Source organism: Sphingomonas faeni (assembly GCF_024273235.1).
GTDB lineage: Bacteria > Pseudomonadota > Alphaproteobacteria > Sphingomonadales > Sphingomonadaceae > Sphingomonas > Sphingomonas faeni_A.
The window spans coordinates 1-16,433 of sequence record NZ_JANBVH010000048.1 but is presented as its reverse complement, the minus strand read 5'-3'; the positions used below and the strand labels follow the sequence as shown (position 1 = coordinate 16,433).

Annotated in this window: 13 protein-coding genes and 2 pseudogenes; 5 read left to right on the top strand and 10 right to left on the bottom strand. The window is 62.1% G+C overall.

Features of this window, described 5'->3' with window-relative positions:
- Window positions 1-71: 71 nt before the first annotated feature.
- The 7 genes from trbJ to NLI89_RS19115 all read right to left on the bottom strand — a co-directional run bounded on the left by trbJ (window position 72) and on the right by NLI89_RS19115 (window position 7,571).
- A complete protein-coding gene (gene trbJ / locus NLI89_RS19145; RefSeq protein ID WP_439144548.1) occupies window positions 72-803 on the bottom strand; it encodes a P-type conjugative transfer protein TrbJ in 732 nt (243 codons plus the stop codon).
- 289 nt (window positions 804-1,092) lie between these two features.
- Window positions 1,093-3,522, bottom strand: coding sequence for a conjugal transfer protein TrbE (gene trbE, locus NLI89_RS19140; protein ID WP_254688433.1), 2,430 nt, complete (start codon window positions 3,520-3,522; stop codon window positions 1,093-1,095).
- On the bottom strand, window positions 3,516-3,803 hold the full coding sequence (locus NLI89_RS19135; RefSeq protein WP_254688432.1) for a VirB3 family type IV secretion system protein: 288 nt from the start codon (window positions 3,801-3,803) through the stop codon (window positions 3,516-3,518). Before NLI89_RS19135 ends, trbE begins: the two co-directional genes overlap by 7 nt.
- A complete protein-coding gene (locus NLI89_RS19130; protein ID WP_254688431.1) occupies window positions 3,800-4,135 on the bottom strand; it encodes a TrbC/VirB2 family protein in 336 nt (111 codons plus the stop codon). Before NLI89_RS19130 ends, NLI89_RS19135 begins: the two co-directional genes overlap by 4 nt.
- Complete coding sequence (trbB, locus tag NLI89_RS19125; protein WP_254688430.1) at window positions 4,093-5,118, bottom strand: P-type conjugative transfer ATPase TrbB; 1,026 nt, start codon at window positions 5,116-5,118, stop codon at window positions 4,093-4,095. Before trbB ends, NLI89_RS19130 begins: the two co-directional genes overlap by 43 nt.
- The gene (locus NLI89_RS19120; RefSeq protein ID WP_254688429.1) at window positions 5,115-5,522 is read right to left on the bottom strand and encodes a CopG family transcriptional regulator; all 408 of its coding nucleotides are present in this window, start codon (window positions 5,520-5,522) and stop codon (window positions 5,115-5,117) included. Before NLI89_RS19120 ends, trbB begins: the two co-directional genes overlap by 4 nt.
- 3 nt (window positions 5,523-5,525) lie before the next feature.
- A complete protein-coding gene (locus NLI89_RS19115; protein ID WP_254688428.1) occupies window positions 5,526-7,571 on the bottom strand; it encodes a conjugal transfer protein TraG in 2,046 nt (681 codons plus the stop codon).
- Window positions 7,572-8,360: 789 nt separating this feature from the next.
- Between NLI89_RS19115 and NLI89_RS19110 the strand changes: the two are divergent.
- Window positions 8,361-9,758 (top strand): annotated as a pseudogene (locus NLI89_RS19110) (transposase).
- A gap of 371 nt (window positions 9,759-10,129) precedes the next feature.
- Here NLI89_RS19110 and NLI89_RS19105 read toward each other — a convergent pair.
- The gene (locus NLI89_RS19105) at window positions 10,130-10,477 is read right to left on the bottom strand and encodes a response regulator (RefSeq protein ID WP_254688427.1); all 348 of its coding nucleotides are present in this window, start codon (window positions 10,475-10,477) and stop codon (window positions 10,130-10,132) included.
- Between the two features lie 422 nt (window positions 10,478-10,899).
- Between NLI89_RS19105 and NLI89_RS21945 the strand changes: the two are divergent.
- The 4 genes and pseudogenes from NLI89_RS21945 to katG all read left to right on the top strand — a co-directional run.
- Window positions 10,900-11,035 (top strand): annotated as a pseudogene (locus tag NLI89_RS21945) (transposase); the annotation flags it as partial.
- 210 nt (window positions 11,036-11,245) lie between these two features.
- Window positions 11,246-11,677: a DUF1016 N-terminal domain-containing protein gene (locus tag NLI89_RS19095; RefSeq protein ID WP_254688425.1), complete on the top strand. Its 432-nt coding sequence runs from the start codon at window positions 11,246-11,248 to the stop codon at window positions 11,675-11,677.
- Window positions 11,678-11,754: 77 nt separating this feature from the next.
- Window positions 11,755-12,759: a hydrogen peroxide-inducible genes activator gene (locus tag NLI89_RS19090; RefSeq protein ID WP_254688424.1), complete on the top strand. Its 1,005-nt coding sequence runs from the start codon at window positions 11,755-11,757 to the stop codon at window positions 12,757-12,759.
- A gap of 314 nt (window positions 12,760-13,073) precedes the next feature.
- Window positions 13,074-15,299 carry a catalase/peroxidase HPI gene (gene katG, locus NLI89_RS19085; RefSeq protein WP_439144547.1) on the top strand — a complete coding sequence of 742 codons (2,226 nt, stop codon included), beginning with the start codon at window positions 13,074-13,076 and terminating at the stop codon, window positions 15,297-15,299.
- A 451-nt stretch (window positions 15,300-15,750) separates the two neighbouring features.
- Here the strand turns inward: katG and NLI89_RS21825 are convergent, their stop codons facing one another.
- Together NLI89_RS21825 and NLI89_RS19080 are read right to left on the bottom strand one after the other, a co-directional pair.
- Window positions 15,751-15,876 (bottom strand): hypothetical protein, encoded by a 126-nt coding sequence (locus tag NLI89_RS21825; RefSeq protein ID WP_302675873.1) that lies wholly within the window; start codon window positions 15,874-15,876, stop codon window positions 15,751-15,753.
- A gap of 31 nt (window positions 15,877-15,907) precedes the next feature.
- The coding region (locus tag NLI89_RS19080) for an SDR family NAD(P)-dependent oxidoreductase (RefSeq protein WP_254688423.1) at window positions 15,908-16,433 on the bottom strand (526 nt) is incomplete at its 5' end.

Here is a 16,433-nt window from a genome sequence, read left to right as displayed (position 1 = left end):
CGGGGGAGCGTCGCCACGCCCCGCGACGACGGCGACGGTGAGGGGGAACCGCCGCCGTCAACCGGTCGGCGCTACTGGGGGCTGTAGGCCGAGCCGGAACCGAGGAACTTGGTGGTGGCAGCCCGCGCCTCGGCCTCGCCCTGGACACGGCGCGCCTGCTCGATCGCCTGTGCACGATATTGCGACGCCATCAGGGTCTGGATCTGGAACTGCTGCTTGGCGGTGAGTGCTAGAAGCTGGTTGGTCGCCTGCTGGGCTTGCAGTGACCCTTCGGCGCCCTGGCTGCGCGCGACGATGCCGCGCAATGTTTGGGTATCCGCCTGGACATTTTCGACAACCTGCGACTGCACGCCCATCGTCTGCTTGTACGCCGCCATCGCCGTGTCGAGCCGCGCCTTCGCCGCGATCACGCGCTGGTTGCTGGTCAACGCCTGATCGAAGCTCTGCGGATACAGTGCTCGGAACTGCTGGTCGAGATTGGCGACACGGAACTGGATGCCCTGCGCCTGCCCCATCAACTGATCGATCTGCCGGAGCGTCTGGGTGATCGCCTCCAGCTCGGGAAAGCCGATCGTGGCAAGGTTCTTCGCCTGGTTGATCAGGCTCTGTGCCTGATTCTGCAGTGACCGGATCTGGTTGTTGATCTGTTGCAGCGTGCGCGCCGCAGTCAGGACATTCTGGCTGTAGTTCGACGGATCAAACACGACGATCGCGTGAGCGCCACTTGTCGGCACGGTGACCGCCATGATGAGCGCACCCGTTGCGCCAAGACCAAGGGCAGAGGCGATCAGATACTTGCGCACGCGACTATGGGATGACGGGGGTTTCATGACAGGCTCCTTGACCCGAGGGAGCACCCAATTTCGGCCAGTTTTCGGCATGTCGTCAGAGCCTGTCTGGTGACGGCAACGACATCTTCGGGCGGGTCATCGCGGATGCTCGAGCGCTGCCCCGGACCTTCATGCTTTCGCGCCAGCCACGCGGCAGATGGCACCGATCGACCTGTCTGTATTCGTCGCCGACGCTGAACGTGCTTTATATGTCATGGTGAGGTCGCGACGGATGCCAACGGCGATTCACCTTGGTGCGACGTCAGCGCCCGCCACCGACCTGGACGCATAGCGAAGCCGCCCAATCCAACCCGGCCTCCGCAAGAAAGCGGGCACCAAAATCATCGGCGCCATGCTCGGCAAGCATCGCGTCAATACGTGCCTGGGTCAGCGCATCGGACGCGCCACACAGTGCCAGCGCGATCGGTCCAAGCCCTAGCTCGAACAGGCGGTTTCCTCTCGCCGATTGCAGGTAATAGTGCCGTTTGGGTATCGCGCGGGCAACAAGCTCGATCTGCCTGTCGTTCAGCCCGAACCGTTCATAGGCGTCCCGACTCTGCGGTTCGATTCCCCGATCGTTGGGCAAGAATATGCGCTGCGGGCAACTCTCGATGATGGCTGGCGCTATGCTGCTTGACGCGATGTCAGCGAGGCTCTGCGTCGCGAAGAGCACCGCGACATTCTTTTTGCGCAGGACCTTGAGCCATTCGCGGATACGGGCGGCGAACAATGGATGGTCGAGAAATAGCCAGGCTTCGTCGAGAATGAGCAGCGTCGGGCGTCCGTCGAACCGCTCCTCCAGCCGGTGGAACACATAGGTCAGCACTGGCGCGACGACGCCAGCTTGTCCCATTAGCGCCTCGGTCTCGAAGCACTGGACCTCTGCGAAGGCACGGTCTTGTTCTGCCGCATCCAGAAGCCGCCCATAGGGACCGTCGAGGGTGTAGGCGCTAAGCGCCATCCGCAGTGCATTCGACTGGAGGAGCAACGTGAATCCCGTCAACGTCCGCTCCTCAGGCGGTGCAGAGGCGAGGCTGCCCAGCGCCGACCAGATAGCGTCTTTGATATCCGGTGTGACGGCGACCTTCTCGCCGGCAAACAGCGCAGCGATCCATTCCGCCGCCCAACTCCGCTCGGCGAGGTCGTCGATCCGGCGCAGCGGCTGGAACGCCAGCGTTTCCCCACCATCGGCGCCCAGGCCCAAGGCATGATGTGCGCCGCCCATCGCAAGCACCGCGGCCCGGGCAGAGAAACCCTTGTCGAAAATGTAGACCTGAGAGCCCGCATAACGGCGGAACTGCAACGCGATCAGTGCCAGCAGCACGGACTTGCCCGCACCGGTTGGGCCAACGACCAGCATATGCCCGACGTCGCCCACATGGGTGGATAAACGGAACGGTGTCGAGCCTGCCGTCTTGGCATAGAGAAGCGCTGGCCCGTCGAGATGCGCGTTGCGCGCAGGGCCGGCCCATACCGATGACAGCGGCATCAGATGCGCGAGGTTCAACGTATGGACGAGCGGCTGACGGACATTGGCATAGACATGCCCTGGCAGCGAAGACAGCCATGCTTCGACCGCATTCACGCCTTCGTGGATGGTCGTGAAGCCAAGGCCGTTGACGATCCGCTCGACCTGCCGGACCTTGATGTCAACACGGGCACGATCGGTATCGGCCACCGTGATCGTTGTGGTGAGGTACCCGAAAGCGACATGATCACCGCCTAGCGCCTGAAGCGCCAGATCGGCGTCGATCACTTTGTTGTCCGCATCGCTATCGAGCAACGGGGACGGTTGGTTATACAGCACCTCACGCAGCATCGCCGTGATCGACTTGCGCTTGTTGAACCACTGGCGCCGCATTTTTGTCAGCGCTTTGGTCGCATCGGACTTGTCGAGGGTGATGAAGCGGGTCACCCAGCGATAGCCGAAATCCTGATGATTGAGCGCGTCGAGAATGCCGGGGCGGCTCATGTTCGGAAAGCCGAGCACGCTCAGCGTGCTGATATACCGCTCACCCAGCTTCGGTTCGAGGCCGCCGACCAGTGGCGTGTCAGCGAGCAGCGCATCGAGATAGACCGGCGTCTCGGGTACCGCGACCGGATGATGGCGGTCCGAAACTGCGCCGTGCAGATATGTGAGCGTCTGCGCGTCATCGAGTGCCCGCACCTCGGGCATGAAGCCTGCAAACAGATCCAGCGCGCGATCGGTCTCGGCGACGAAGCTTGCCAAGGCGGCACGCCAGTCGCGCCCCTTGCCGGTCTCGGGCCGGTCGACCAGGGATCGGCCCGCCGCATCGACGCTGTCGACCGGTGGCATCCAGGTCAGCGTCATATGATAGCGGCTCACATAGTGTTCGCCCTCGGCAAGGAAGGTGGCGCGCCGCTCGCGATCGACCAGCCAGGACGCGGGATCGGGGAAATCGCTGTCGGGATAGCCCATCGCCTCGTGCCGCTCGGCCTCCAAGAACAATGCCCATCCGGTGCCGAACCGCTTGAGGACGTTGTTGGCGCGCGCGCAAGCCGACACCAGTTCGGCTTGGGTTGAGGATTCGAGATCGGGGCCGCGGAACGCCAAGGTGCGCTGAAAGCTGCCATCCTTGTTGAGGACGATGCCAGGCGCGACCAATGCCGCCCAGGGTAGATGATCCGCAAGGCGGTCTGCGCGGTGGCGATATTCAGCAAGGTTCAGCACGCGAGATAGCCTTTCTGACGGAGGTGACGCAGCAGCATGGGGGCGAAATCCGGATCGCGCCGGGCGGCGAAGACGGCGAGGCTGTGCCCCGCCGCCCAGAGCAGAAGACCGGCCGGCCATTGTTGAAGTCCAAGGCCAACGGCCGCGCAGACCGTACCGTTGACGATCGCGATCATCCGGGGCGCGCCGGCCAGCAGGATCGGTGACCCGAGGCTGCTGTGAATTGGGGCTTCGAAACCGACGACATGGCCATCGGCAATGTGCTGGCCGCTGGCGGTCATGCGATCAGCGCTCCGCCGCCGAACGAGAAGAAGGACAGGAAAAAGCTCGATGCGGCAAACGCGATCGACAGGCCGAACACGATCTGGATGAGCTTGCGGAAGCCACCTGCGGTCTCGCCGAATGCCAGCGTCAGGCCTGTGGTGATGATGATCAGCACCGCGATGATCTTGGCAACCGGCCCCTGGACCGATTCCAGCACTTGCTGGAGAGGCTCCTCCCAAGGCATGCCGGCGCCGGCGGCCTGAGCATGGCTCGCGATCGTCAGCGAGAGAGACGACGCGGCGACGATCAGGAAGGTCGAGCGGGTGGCGGGGAGACGGGTACTATGCATGGGTCTTCTCCTTGCGGACTGGGGCTAATGTCCACGACGGCGTAGCTGCCGCCGGGATCGACGCCCGTGACGCGGACGATCGATTGGATGCGCCTGGCAATGCCGCGGCCGGCGATGAATATGACGATGTCGATCGCATCGGCGATCAGACGGCGGGGCACGGTAACGACGGCCTCCTGCACGAGCTGTTCGATGCGATAGAGCGCCGACGTCGCGCTGTTGGCGTGAACGGTGGCGATCCCGCCGGGATGGCCGGTGTTCCAAGCCTTGAGCATGTCGAGCGCTTCGGGCCCGCGGACTTCGCCGACGATGATGCGGTCGGGCCGCAACCGCAGCGTCGAGCGGACCAGATCGGCCATGCCGACGACACCGGCGCGGGTGCGCAGCGCAACCGTGTCGGCGGCCGGACTTTGCAGTTCGCGGGTATCTTCGATCAGGATCACCCGCTCGTCGAGATGTGCCATCTCGGCGAGCAGGGCATTGGCGAGCGTGGTCTTGCCCGAGCTGGTGCCGCCCGCGACCAGGATGTTGCAGCGATCGGCGACCGCTTGGGCGAGCAACCGCGCCGCATCGGCCGACATGATGCCGTCGCTCACATAGTCCAGTAGCGTATAAAGCCGGGTCGCAGGCTTGCGAATCGAGAAACAGGGCGCTGTCGCCACAGGAGGCAGAAGGCCTTCGAACCGTTCCCCGGCATGGCCGTCGGTGCGCGGCGGCAGTTCGGCGGACACGATCGGCGCATCGCCATGCACTTCAGCACGAGCATGGCTCGCGACCAGACGGATGATCCGTTCCACCTGCATGGGGTCCATGCGGATACCGGTATCGCCGCGGCCTGCACCAAGCCGGTCGAGGCGTAGCGCGCCGTCCGGGTTGACCATGATCTCGACGACGCGCGCATCGTCCAGCGCCATGCCGATGTCCGGCCCCATCGCGGTGCGCAGCATGGCGCGTCTTCGGTCTGCGGAGAGCGTATTGCTCATGGGATACGCTCCGGATCGTCACCGATCGTGCGTCGGCCTGCGGCGATCTGCCTACCGACCTGTGCAATGAACGCCTCGAACCGCTTGGCGGCGATGGCGCGCCCCGCCTGGTCGTTCTCGGCAAGCGGCGCGTGGATGGCGAGTTCGTAGCGGACGAACAGGGCGAGCGTTTCGAGCAGGATATGGCCGTCGCGCTCGATCCGACTGAGTGCGTTGGTCATGCGGTCGAGCCGCATGCCGAACCGGTCGTCGAGTTCGCTGCTCCCGCGACGATTGAGCCAGGCGGTGACCGCATCGGCAAGGATCGCCGACTTGGACGTGCCCGGCTTCGCGGCCAGCGCTTCCAACCGATCACTGATCGGTTTGGGCAGGAAGAGCTGATGGCGGATTTTCGGCTCGGCCATGGTTCAGAAACCCGGCATCAGGTCTTTGGACGGCGCGAGTCCGGCGTCGACGCCAAAGGTTGTCCGCGCGTTTGTGATAGCGCGTGCCTGATCCATCGCCCGCTTGTCGGTAGCAGGGTCGGTGCTGCCTTCGCGGAGTCCCAGCGGATCGTCCGTGGCGGGTGCGGGCGTCGGCGCTTCGTCGGGCTCATCGCCGGGATGGCGGGCCTGCTCCTGCCCGTCGCCAGCGCTTTTACCCTCGGTAGACTCTTCCATGCCGGCCAAGCGCGTATCGGTGCTGCGAACGGTTCCCGCCCAGTCATCGACGCGATGCGGCGGGCGATCGGGATAGTCGCCGTCCGTCAGCGCAGGCGGGGGGAGTAGGCGCCCGGTGAAGGCCCCGTCCTCATAATAGCGAAGCTTGGTCGCCCGGATTGGCGGCATGCCAGCGACCAGCACCAGTTCGTCGGTTGGCGCGAGCTGCATCACCTCGCCTGGCGTCAATAGCGCACGGGCGGTCTCCTGACGGCTGACCATGACGTGGGCAAGCCACGGGGCAAGCCGATGCCCGGCATAGTTGCGCATCGCGCGTTGTTCGGTGGCGGTACCGAGCGCGTCGGACAAGCGTTTGGCGGTCCGTTCATCGTTGGTCGCGAACGCGATTCGGACATGGCAATTGTCGAGAATAGCGTTCTGAGCGCCGTACGCTTTCTCGATCTGGTTCAGGCTCTGCGCGATCAGGAAGGCGCGCACGCCATAGCCGGCAAGGAAAGCGAGACTGGTCTCGAAAAAGTCCAGGCGCCCGAGCGCTGGGAACTCGTCCAGCATCATAAGCAATGTGTGGCGAGCGGACTTGGCACCCTTGTCAGGATTCGCCGCATGGAGCTGCTCGGTCAGCCGGCGACCGATCTGGTTGAGCACCAGGCGGATCAGCGGTTTGGTACGGCTGATGTCGGACGGCGGCACGACCAGATAGAGCGAGAGCGGCGATTTGCCCTCCACGAGATCGGCGATGCGCCAGTCGCAGCGCGACGTAACCATGGCGACGGTGGGATCGCGGTATAATCCCAAGAAGGACATGGCAGTCGACAGCACGCCGGAGCGTTCATTAACGGATTTGTTGAGCACCTCGCGCGCAGCCGACGCCACAACGGGATGCACCCTAGGCGTATCCTCACTGCCGAGATGGTTGGTGGTCATCATCCGATCCAGGGTCGCGGTGAAGGAACGCTGGGGATCGGAGAGAAAGGTCGCGACCCGCGCCAATGTCTTCTCCTCCTCGGCATAGAGAACATGCAGGATCGCGCCGACCAGCAGCGAATGGCTGGTCTTTTCCCAATGGTTGCGCCGCTCCAGCGCGCCTTCGGGGTCAACGAGGATGTCGGCAATGTTCTGGACGTCTCGAACTTCATCGATACCACGCCGGACCTCGAGCAGCGGATTGTACCGCGCGGACCGCGCATCGGTCGGGTTGAACAGCAAGCAATGCGAGAAGCGCGCGCGCCAGCCGCTAGTCAGCGTCCAGTTCTCGCCCTTGATGTCGTGAATGACGGCAGAGCCGGTCCATCCCAGCAAAGTCGGCACGACCAAGCCGACACCCTTGCCCGAGCGGGTCGGCGCGAACGCCATAATATGTTCGGGGCCGTCATGGCGAAGATAGCGGGCGCCGATCCGGCCGAGGAAGGCGCCGCCTTCGTTGAAAAGCCCTGCGTGGCGAATATCAGTGGGTGTCGCCCAGCGTGCGGAGCCGTACGTGGTGATATTCTTGCGTTGTCGGGCACGCCACAACGACCCAATGACCGCAGCGCCGCAGCCAAAGAACCCGCTGGCGCCTGCGATCGCGCCGGCCTCGTCAAAGATTGTCGGAGCATAGGCGTCGAAGTGATACCACCAGCCGAACAACGCCCAGGGATGATAGACGGGATACCCGAACGCGATGAACCAAGGTGCACCCAGTTCCGGCTGATGGGCCAGCGCCGCCGCTGCCCACTGGGTCGCGAACCAGATGCCCGCCAGAACGATAGCGAACACGGTCAAGATCTGGCCGATGAGCAGTTTGGTCGGGGTCATGCAGGCCTCCGCTCGCACGAAGATGATCCCGCACGAGCCGGCGTGTAGTGTCCCTTATGTCCCTTGCTGGCGTCAGGCCTCTTCTGAGGCCTCCCCGTACCGGTGAAGGGCCTCCGGGCGCGACTTTTGATTAAAGTGGCGTCTGCAGTTAGTTGCAGAACCTCGGTAACGAGCCGGTCCGGGATGGTAGAAGCGCCCATCAGCGTAGACCCTATGCGCGCTGCAAAGGACCGCCCTTACGCTTCGCGAAAACGTGCGCTCGCTTATTTGGCCGGATAATTATGACGTCATCCCAGGAGATGGTTGGTTCTGTCGCTGACGCGGCCCCCCGGCCGGCCAACGAGCAACTGCAGCCGACAAAGCCGCTTCGCGGGATCTCGGCGCTGCCGTGTTCCGTCGGTGACGCCGATCCGCTGCTGCCGCGGGTGCCGGGAACCGAACTGCATCTGTACGGCACGGTCTGGCTTCTCACGCAGGGCGAGACCCGCAAGACGAAGCGCGTGCGGCTCTTCACCGAGTTCGTGTCGCACAGGCTCGCCGCTCGCGCGCCGTTGCTCGCGGGCCTTTCGGTACCGGCGACTGACATCCGGCAGGTCGACGTCATTCCGGCGCGGAAGGCCACGCCTTCATCGCCGTCTTGGCCACGGCCACGACTATTCCAGCAAGCGCGGCTGCTTCCGTGTCAGCGGGAAGCGCGCCGTCCGCGATATCGCGCGCGATGCAGGCCGCCAGGTCGGCGGCGATTGTTCGACGGATATCCGCCCCGGCGAGGTGAACGGAGACGGGCCGATGATGGGCGAGCGGACGGTGGCGCAGGAAGCGCTGTTTTACAGCTTCAGCCTGGAGCGGCACGTGCCGGCGGACCATCTGCTACGGTCGATCGACCGGTTTGTGGACCTGTCGGGCATCCGCGAGGAGTTGAAGCCCTTCTACAGCGAGACGGGCCGCCCCTCGATCGACCCGGAGCTGATGATCCGGATGCTCATCATCGGCTATTGCATGGGGATCCGGTCCGAGCGGCGGTTGTGCGACGAGGTGCATCTGAACCTGGCCTATCGCTGGTTCTGCCGACTGGGGCTGGACGGCGACGTGCCCGACCACTCGACCTTCTCGAAGAACCGGCATGGGCGCTTCCGCGACAGCGATCTGTTGCGCCGATTGTTCGAGACGACGGTCGCGCGTTGCATGGCCGAGGGGCTGGTCGGGGGCGAAGGCTTCGCGGTCGACGCCAGCCTGATCCGTGCCGATGCCAATCGGCAGACCGGCCGGCCCGGCATCGAAGGCTTGCGGCCGGACGCCGACAGCCGTGCGGTGCGCGAGTATCTGGCCGTTCTCGACGATGCCGCGTTCGGCGCAGCGACGCCCGTGGTGCCGAAGTATCTGGCACCGGCCGACCCCCGCGTCGCGTTGGACCAGCGCGCATCGCGGGCCTGCCTTCTACGCCTACTCGACCAACTACCTCATCGACCTCGACCTCGACCACGCCGTCATCATGGACGTGGCATCATGGACGTGGAGGCGAGCACCGCGGTGCGCCAAGCCGAGGTCACGGCCTGCAAGCGCATGATCGCGCGGGTGCAGGACTGCCTCGGCGTCTGGCCGGAGCGGCTGGCGGCGGACACAGCTTATGGTTCGGCCGAGATGCTGGCTTGGCTGGCACACGAGCGCGACATCCAGCCGCACATCCCGGTGTTCGACAAGTCCGCTCGCCGCGACGGCACGTTCGAGCGTGATGCCTTCACGTACGACCATGACGACGACAGCTACGTCTGTCCCGGCGGCAAGCACCTGCGCCCCAGGAACCGCAACTTCGCAACGGCCCGGAGCGATGTCGGCCAGGACGGCTTCATCCGCTACCGCGCGCGACAGCAGGACTGTGGCGGCTGTGCCCTGCGGCAACGATGCACGCCCAACATGCCGGCGCGCAAGGTCACCCGCTCGGTCCACGAGGGGGCTCGCGACCTCGCCCGCGACATCGCCACCACCGACGCCTACGTCACATCCCGCCGCCAGCGAAAGAAGGTCGAGATGCTGTTCGCGCACCTCAAGCGCATCCTGAAGCTCGACCGATTGCGCCTACGAGGTCCAAACGGCGCCAGGGACGAGTTCCATATGGCAGCCACTGCCCAGAACCTCCGCAAGATGGCCAAGCTCATCCCGATGCCAACGCAGCCGCTACCCGCCTGAGCCAATCGGCACCGTCCAGCGCAAATCAGCGGCTGCCGGCCTCCGACCAAATCCCGACTTTTTCAACACAATCGCCCAAATTCCGACGTCCAGCTGACAAATCCAATCTCCCGAAAGCGGTCGCTCGTTCACCGCGCCCCTTTCCGTTTCATCCTCTCCGATGCGCAATTGATACAAGGCAATCGGAACGAGTATGAAGAATGCAACTGCGACTGCTGACCGTTTGTGGTTAGCCCGATTTCTTCTCCGCATTGACCACGTAGGCGGTGAATGTGAGAAGATGACGGACGATGATAAAATAATAGCGGGATCATTTATCCCCGGGCGGCGGGTCTAAGGCAACACTATTTATTTGAAGTAGGCTAGGATGTTTACATCACGGCTTCATTGATTGCAGCCAATATAGCGTTTGGAGTTACTGGCTTTTGGAGGATAATCGAACCGTGCGGACAGCTTGCCCGCTCTAACTTTGTTCCCGTTATGAAAATTATCGGCATTTCGCCGTGGTTTAAAATTATGTCCCCAACGGCTGCAACGCCATTACCTTCATCAAGATGCACGTCGGACATGATTAAGTTTGGCTTCTGCTCGTTTGCAGCAGCGATGGCGGCAGATTGAGTCGTCGCAATCTCGACTGAGCCTGCCCCCGCCATGGTAACTATATCCTTAAGATACTCAGCAAACAAATACGCGTTTTCAATGACGAGAACATGAGACATGGAACATGCTGCTCCGATTGATCTAAATTAGATACGTCTGCAACTTGAATCGGTTCCGTTATAACGCCTGCATCGACGTTACGGCAGATTTGCCGACGGGTCCGTTTGCGCCCACTTTCGGACATTCCTGCCTGAATCGCCGTTTCCCGATTGCGGAACTCCCATCGGCTTGGCCAGGCGGTTAACCCGAACGGTCCGGGCCAGCTGCTCGTCAATTTTGGTTTGTCGGGAACCGCTTTGCAAGAAGTCTCGGTAGGCGAGTGACAGGGTCCTGATTAGGATATTGCGCAAGGTTCTGACGCGCTTTATTACAATTCCATGGGGCTACGGGATATCATGCGCGACGCATTCGTGCAGGCAGGATGAATAGACCCTAGATTTCTGGACACCTTCAATCCTAATTCTGAGGACAGGAGGCGACGATGGGGAAGCCCAATTTCAGCGATGATTTCAAGCGTGACGCGGTGGTGCAGATCACGGAGCGGGGTTACCCGGTAGCGGAAGTTTCGCAGCGCCTCAGCGTCAGCCCACACTCGCTGTATGCGTGGAAGAAGCGGTTTGCGAAGGTGGCGTCTGGCGATGCCAGTAACCGAACGGAGCAGAGCCAGCTTGTAGGTCGACGACTTCCCATCCGACAGCACGATGCCGCGGACCAGTGGCAGCGCGCCCGTACCGTCGTCCGGCATGCGCATTTCCGGGAAGACCTTCACCTACCTTCGGTTCGTCTCTACCTGTCACAGCCGTCTCGCGATGCTACACGCTGTTCCGATGAACCTTGTACCACCGCCTTCTGATTCGAACGATTACGTCCAACTTCTCGATACGTTGAAGGAGCGGATCCGGACATCTCGGCTGCGAGCGGCATTGGCAGCCAACGAGGAACTGATCCTGCTATACTGGGAAATCGGCCGCGACATCCTGGATAGGCAGGACAGCGCTGGATGGGGCGCCAAGATCGTCGACCGACTTTCGGCGGACCTGAAGCACGACTTCCCGGAGATGACAGGCTTTTCGCCGCGGAATCTCAAATATATGCGGGCGCTGGCCGAGGCCTTCCCCAACCGCGAAATCGTGCAACAGGTCATTGCACAATTGCCTTGGGAACATGCAATCACGCTGGTCGAGGCAGTCAAGGATCCGCACCGGAAATCATTCAATCGACGAGGTCATGGCCTTCGTCTCGACGCTTATTTGATCTGAGTGCCAGCGTCGCTTGTAGTCTATTCGACCCACTTTCAGCCATTCAGGCTAATTCCACGGCATCCCAACTGCAGCCGTTGGTTCACGATGAAATTGCCGCGCCATTCCCGAACCTGTGTCGGCTATGGGCTATCGTGGTGTTCGGGCAAATCTCCAAGCATTCCTGCACAAATTGGACTAAGATTGCCCTTGTGCCTAATGTCGTAACCCCGTCGCTGCGCCAACTGCGCTACCTGGTAGAACTTCGTGAGACCGGCCATTTCGGTCGAGCCGCCGCGGCCTTAGGCGTCGGGCAATCGACCTTGTCGTCGGGCATCGCCGAACTCGAACGGCTTATCGGAATGCAGCTCGTTGAGAGAACGCAACGCTCGCTGCGGTTCACCGATATCGGTGAGGCTTTCGTTCTGAGAGCCCGTAGCGTACTTGACGCTACATCAGCGTTGACCGATTTCGCCGTCGCGGCGGCAAAGCCGCTCACTGGCACCCTTCGCCTTGGCATCATTCCAACGGTCGCGCCATTTCTCCTGCCGCGCGCACTCGGCGCTTTGCGGATGAAGTTCCCGCAGTTGGAGCTACAGGTCCGGGAGATGACGAGCGAGCGTGCCTGTGCCGAGCTGTATCGCGGTGTTTTGGACGCGGTTATTCTCGCGCTACCGTATGATTGCGGCAAGGTGGACTATGTCGAGATCATGCAAGACCCATTGTTGCTCGCGACCCCGCGGCAGGGTGTCTCACCATTGCTCGACCCACAAACCCTCCTGTTGCTCGAGGACGGGCACTGCCTGAGCGATCACGGCTTGATTGGCTGCGGCCTGCCAAAGGCCCGCCCGTCGGCGATGGTAGCGACATCCCTTCATACGCTAGTGGAGCTTGTAGAAGCAGGTCTGGGAACGACCTTCTTGCCCCAAATGGCAATAGACGCCGGACTGATAGACGGTCGACGAATTGACACGACACCCCTGCCATCAAGGGCGGACCGGAAGGTCGTGCTGGCGTGGCGTGTGGGCAGCGGCCGCGGGGACGACATGCGCGCACTGGCGCAGACGATCCAGAATAGCCTGCCGCTCGATAACGACCGATAGGCTTGCCACCGGAAACGGCTGAATGGCAGCAAATCCACGGCACCGTGCTTCGGTGCCGCGGTAGTTTATGATGGGGTTCCGAGGCGGTATCTCATCGAAGGTATCTCGGAGACTGTAGCCCCGACTTCCATCGGCGTAACTAGTATCACCGTCGATCTCATGGCGTATGTACGCGCTGTCAGAGAAAATGCCAGACTTCCGTCTGTGATCGACTAATGTGATCGATCTTTCCCGAACAATCGATTGGACAAATGTCCTTCAGATCCGGCATGATAACCGTAATACGATTGCCCCTATCGAGAGAGGACGCCGAAATGGCCGATTACGAACAGCCCAAGAGCAGCGGTTGCCCGATGGGTCCCCAGGGTGGTGGTGAGGTCAAGGCTCGCTCGCTGCTCGGGCGTACGAACAAGGATTGGTGGCCCGATGCGCTGCCAATCGACATGCTGCACCAGCATGGGGTTTCTCCCGACCCGATGGGCGAAGAGTTCGACTATGCCGAGGCGTTCAAGCAGCTCGACTATGTCGCGCTGAAGGCGGACCTGACGGCGCTGATGACCGACAGCAAGGCCTGGTGGCCTGCCGACTATGGTCACTACGGCCCGTTCATGATCCGCATGGCGTGGCATGCTGCTGGCACCTACCGAGTCACTGACGGCCGTGGTGGGTCATCGTCGGGTCAGCAGCGCTTCGAACCGCTTAATTCGTGGCCGGACAACGGCAACCTCGACAAGGCACGTCGCCTGTTGTGGCCGCTGAAGCAGAAGTACGGCAAGAACATCAGCTGGGCCGATCTGTTCATTCTCGCCGGCAACGTCGCGATCGAGAGCATGGGCGGACCGATCTTCGGTTTCGCCGGTGGCCGCAAGGACGTTTTCGCCTCCGAGGGCGACACGTTCTGGGGTGCCGAGGAGCTGTGGGTCAACGAAGGTGCGCAGACCCGCATTAGCGAGGACCTACCCGAACTCGAAGGACCGCTCGCCGCGATCCAGATGGGTCTCATCTACGTCAATCCGGAAGGTCCGGGTGGTGATCCGAACCCGCTTCTGTCCGCGCGCGACATGAAGGCCACCTTCCAGCGGATGGCGATGAACTCCGAGGAAACTGTCGCACTGACCGCTGGCGGTCATGCCTTCGGCAAGGCCCACGGCGCAAAGCCGGCACCGCATTTCAAAGCCCCGTCTTCGGAAGCCGTGCACATGCAGGGCCTCGGCTGGCTGACCGACAGCGAGGAGATCGGCCAAGGCCACATCACAACCTCGGGCGTCGAGGGCGCGTGGTCCAACAACCCGACCAAGTGGACCGGCGATTATCTGCGACTGCTGTTCAAGTACGACTATGAGCTGACCGAGAGCCCGGCCGGCGCGAAGCAGTGGCAGCCGGTCAACCCTGAGCTGGAGGACATGGCCCCCGACGCACGCGACCCCAGCAAGCGTGTGCCGACGATGATGACGACCGCCGACATGGCGCTGAAGATGGATCCCGAGTTCCGCGAGATTGCGCTACGTTTCCGTGACGATCAGTCGGCACTCGACGATGCGTTCGCGCGCGCCTGGTTCAAGCTGACGCACCGCGACATGGGTCCGCGGGTCCGCTACCTTGGGCCTGAGGTGCCTGAGGAGACGCTGATCTGGCAGGATCCGGTTCCCGAAGGCACCGCGCCGTCGGACGCCGACGTTGTAGCGTTCAAGGACGCCGTGCTGTCGAGCGGGCTGACGATCGGCCAGCTGGTCAAGACCGCCTGGGCATCGGCATCGAGCTATCGTCGGTCGGACCACCGCGGTGGTGCCAACGGTGCGCGCATCGCGCTCGCTCCACAGAAGGACTGGCCGGTCAACGAGCCCGAGCAGCTGAGTACGGTACTGGCCAAGCTCAACGAGCTGCGCGGTAACATGTCGCTGGCCGATGCGATCGTGTTGGCGGGTTCGGCAGCAGTCGAAAAGGCGGCACGCGATGCGGGGCATGACGTGTCGGTGCCATTCCTCGGCGGACGCGGTGACGCCACGCAGGAGTGGACCGATGTCGAGAGCTTCGTGTGGATGGAGCCGCAGGCCGATGGCTTCCGCAACTACCTGAAGACGCGTCACCCGGTGAAGACCGAGGAGCTGTTGCTCGACAAGGCTTCATTGCTCGGGCTGTCCGCGCCTGAGATGACCGTGCTGGTCGGTGGCCTGCGCGTGCTTGGTGCGAACTTTGGCGACGCGCCCGAGGGCGTACTCACCGAGCGTAAGGGCCAGCTGACCAACGACTTCTTCGTCAACCTGCTCGACAACGACACGTTCTGGGATCTGGTCGACACGTCGAGCGACGAGAAGTTCATCGGTTACGATCGCGGCGGTCGCGAGAAGAAGTGGCAGGCGACGCGCACCGATCTGGTCTTCGGTTCGAATTCGCAGTTGCGTGCAACGGCTGAAGTCTATGCCGAGAACGGTCATGAGCAGAAGTTCGTTCGCGACTTCGTTCGCACCTGGGTAAAGGTCATGAATGCCGACCGCTTCGACGTTACGGCCAAGCCCGTATCCTCCAACCAGGCGACCTAAACTACCTTGGCGTGCGGATAGGCCGTGATCATTTGGCCAAGGATTCAGAAGACCACGGCTTATCCGCCACTAAGCTGAGTTGCACCTGTTGCCACCGGTTTCAACATCCGTGCTCCAGCAGATATTGCTAAGGCCATGTGTACAGTTCACTATACAATTGGTCCGCCAGCCTAATGATAGCTGTTCTGGATTGCGTCCTGAGCAATACCGGCAAAGACCATAAGATATGTGCACAGGTCCAGCCGGGCAGGGAATATTGACCCAAAAGACGACATTAAGCTGCCGTGCTCAATTCTCGTAAGCTTCCGCTCGTTCATGTGTGACTTTGCTTGGATTCGCCAATAGCCTATCCACAGGCCTGTGAAACCGACCAAAATAGCTGTCGTTCAAGCCAGGAAAACGGACTTATGAGTAGGCCAGTGGTTTGTCTTAGCTGACGAGAAGCGATCCGCTAGCTATCCCCGACCATACCCATTACAATCTCTGTCATCTTGCCGTCCCGTTCAGCGAAACGGAACGGCTTCACTTCATCAACGGTAATCTCGTCCGCGAATGGATAGGCGATGAGTTGCACCATCACGTCGTCGGCAAACTTCTCCAGCGCAACGCTAAAGGGCGAGTTTTTCCAGGCCGTCCATCAGGTCCGTGGCGACCTGCGGCGGGATGATCTCAATAATCTGCAGCGCGCCTCGCATGAGCGCGCGAAGGGACATCGTGTAGGAATGCAGCGCTGCCTTGCTCGCTGAATAGGTTGGCGCCGCGGGATAGGGCACGAAACCGGTACCCGAAGATACGTTGACGACGGCGGCTGCCGGGCGACACTTGAGATGATCGACCAGCGCATCGATCATGCGGACGGGGCCGAGAAAATTGGTCGCGATCATCTTTTCTCCGCGCGAGAGATCGCGGGCGGTTGTGATGTCTTCTGAGCCCGAAATCCCCGCGCAATTGACCAGCACATTGAGGTCAGGATGCTCGGCAATCAGCCGGCGCGTGACAGTCCCGATCGCGTCGGTATCATCGACGTCCAACTCGTAAAATCCCATACCTGTCCGTCCTTCGACCGTTTCCTCGAGCAAGCCGCGCCGGCGACCGGAGACGACAACCTTATTGCCCAGATCGTGCCAGCGATGC

Bases quoted from the DNA above. Each gene is read 5' to 3' on its own strand.
- NLI89_RS19135 (WP_254688432.1), bottom strand. From the start codon at position 3,803: ATGACCGCCAGCGGCCAGCACATTGCCGATGGCCATGTCGTCGGTTTC.
- NLI89_RS19130 (WP_254688431.1), bottom strand. From the start codon at position 4,135: ATGCATAGTACCCGTCTCCCCGCCACCCGCTCGACCTTCCTGATCGTC.
- trbB (WP_254688430.1), bottom strand. From the start codon at position 5,118: ATGAGCAATACGCTCTCCGCAGACCGAAGACGCGCCATGCTGCGCACC.
- NLI89_RS19120 (WP_254688429.1), bottom strand. From the start codon at position 5,522: ATGGCCGAGCCGAAAATCCGCCATCAGCTCTTCCTGCCCAAACCGATC.
- NLI89_RS19115 (WP_254688428.1), bottom strand. From the start codon at position 7,571: ATGACCCCGACCAAACTGCTCATCGGCCAGATCTTGACCGTGTTCGCT.
- NLI89_RS19105 (WP_254688427.1), bottom strand. From the start codon at position 10,477: ATGTCTCATGTTCTCGTCATTGAAAACGCGTATTTGTTTGCTGAGTAT.
- NLI89_RS19095 (WP_254688425.1), top strand. From the start codon at position 11,246: ATGAACCTTGTACCACCGCCTTCTGATTCGAACGATTACGTCCAACTT.
- katG (WP_439144547.1), top strand. From the start codon at position 13,074: ATGGCCGATTACGAACAGCCCAAGAGCAGCGGTTGCCCGATGGGTCCC.
- NLI89_RS21825 (WP_302675873.1), bottom strand. From the start codon at position 15,876: ATGGTGCAACTCATCGCCTATCCATTCGCGGACGAGATTACCGTTGAT.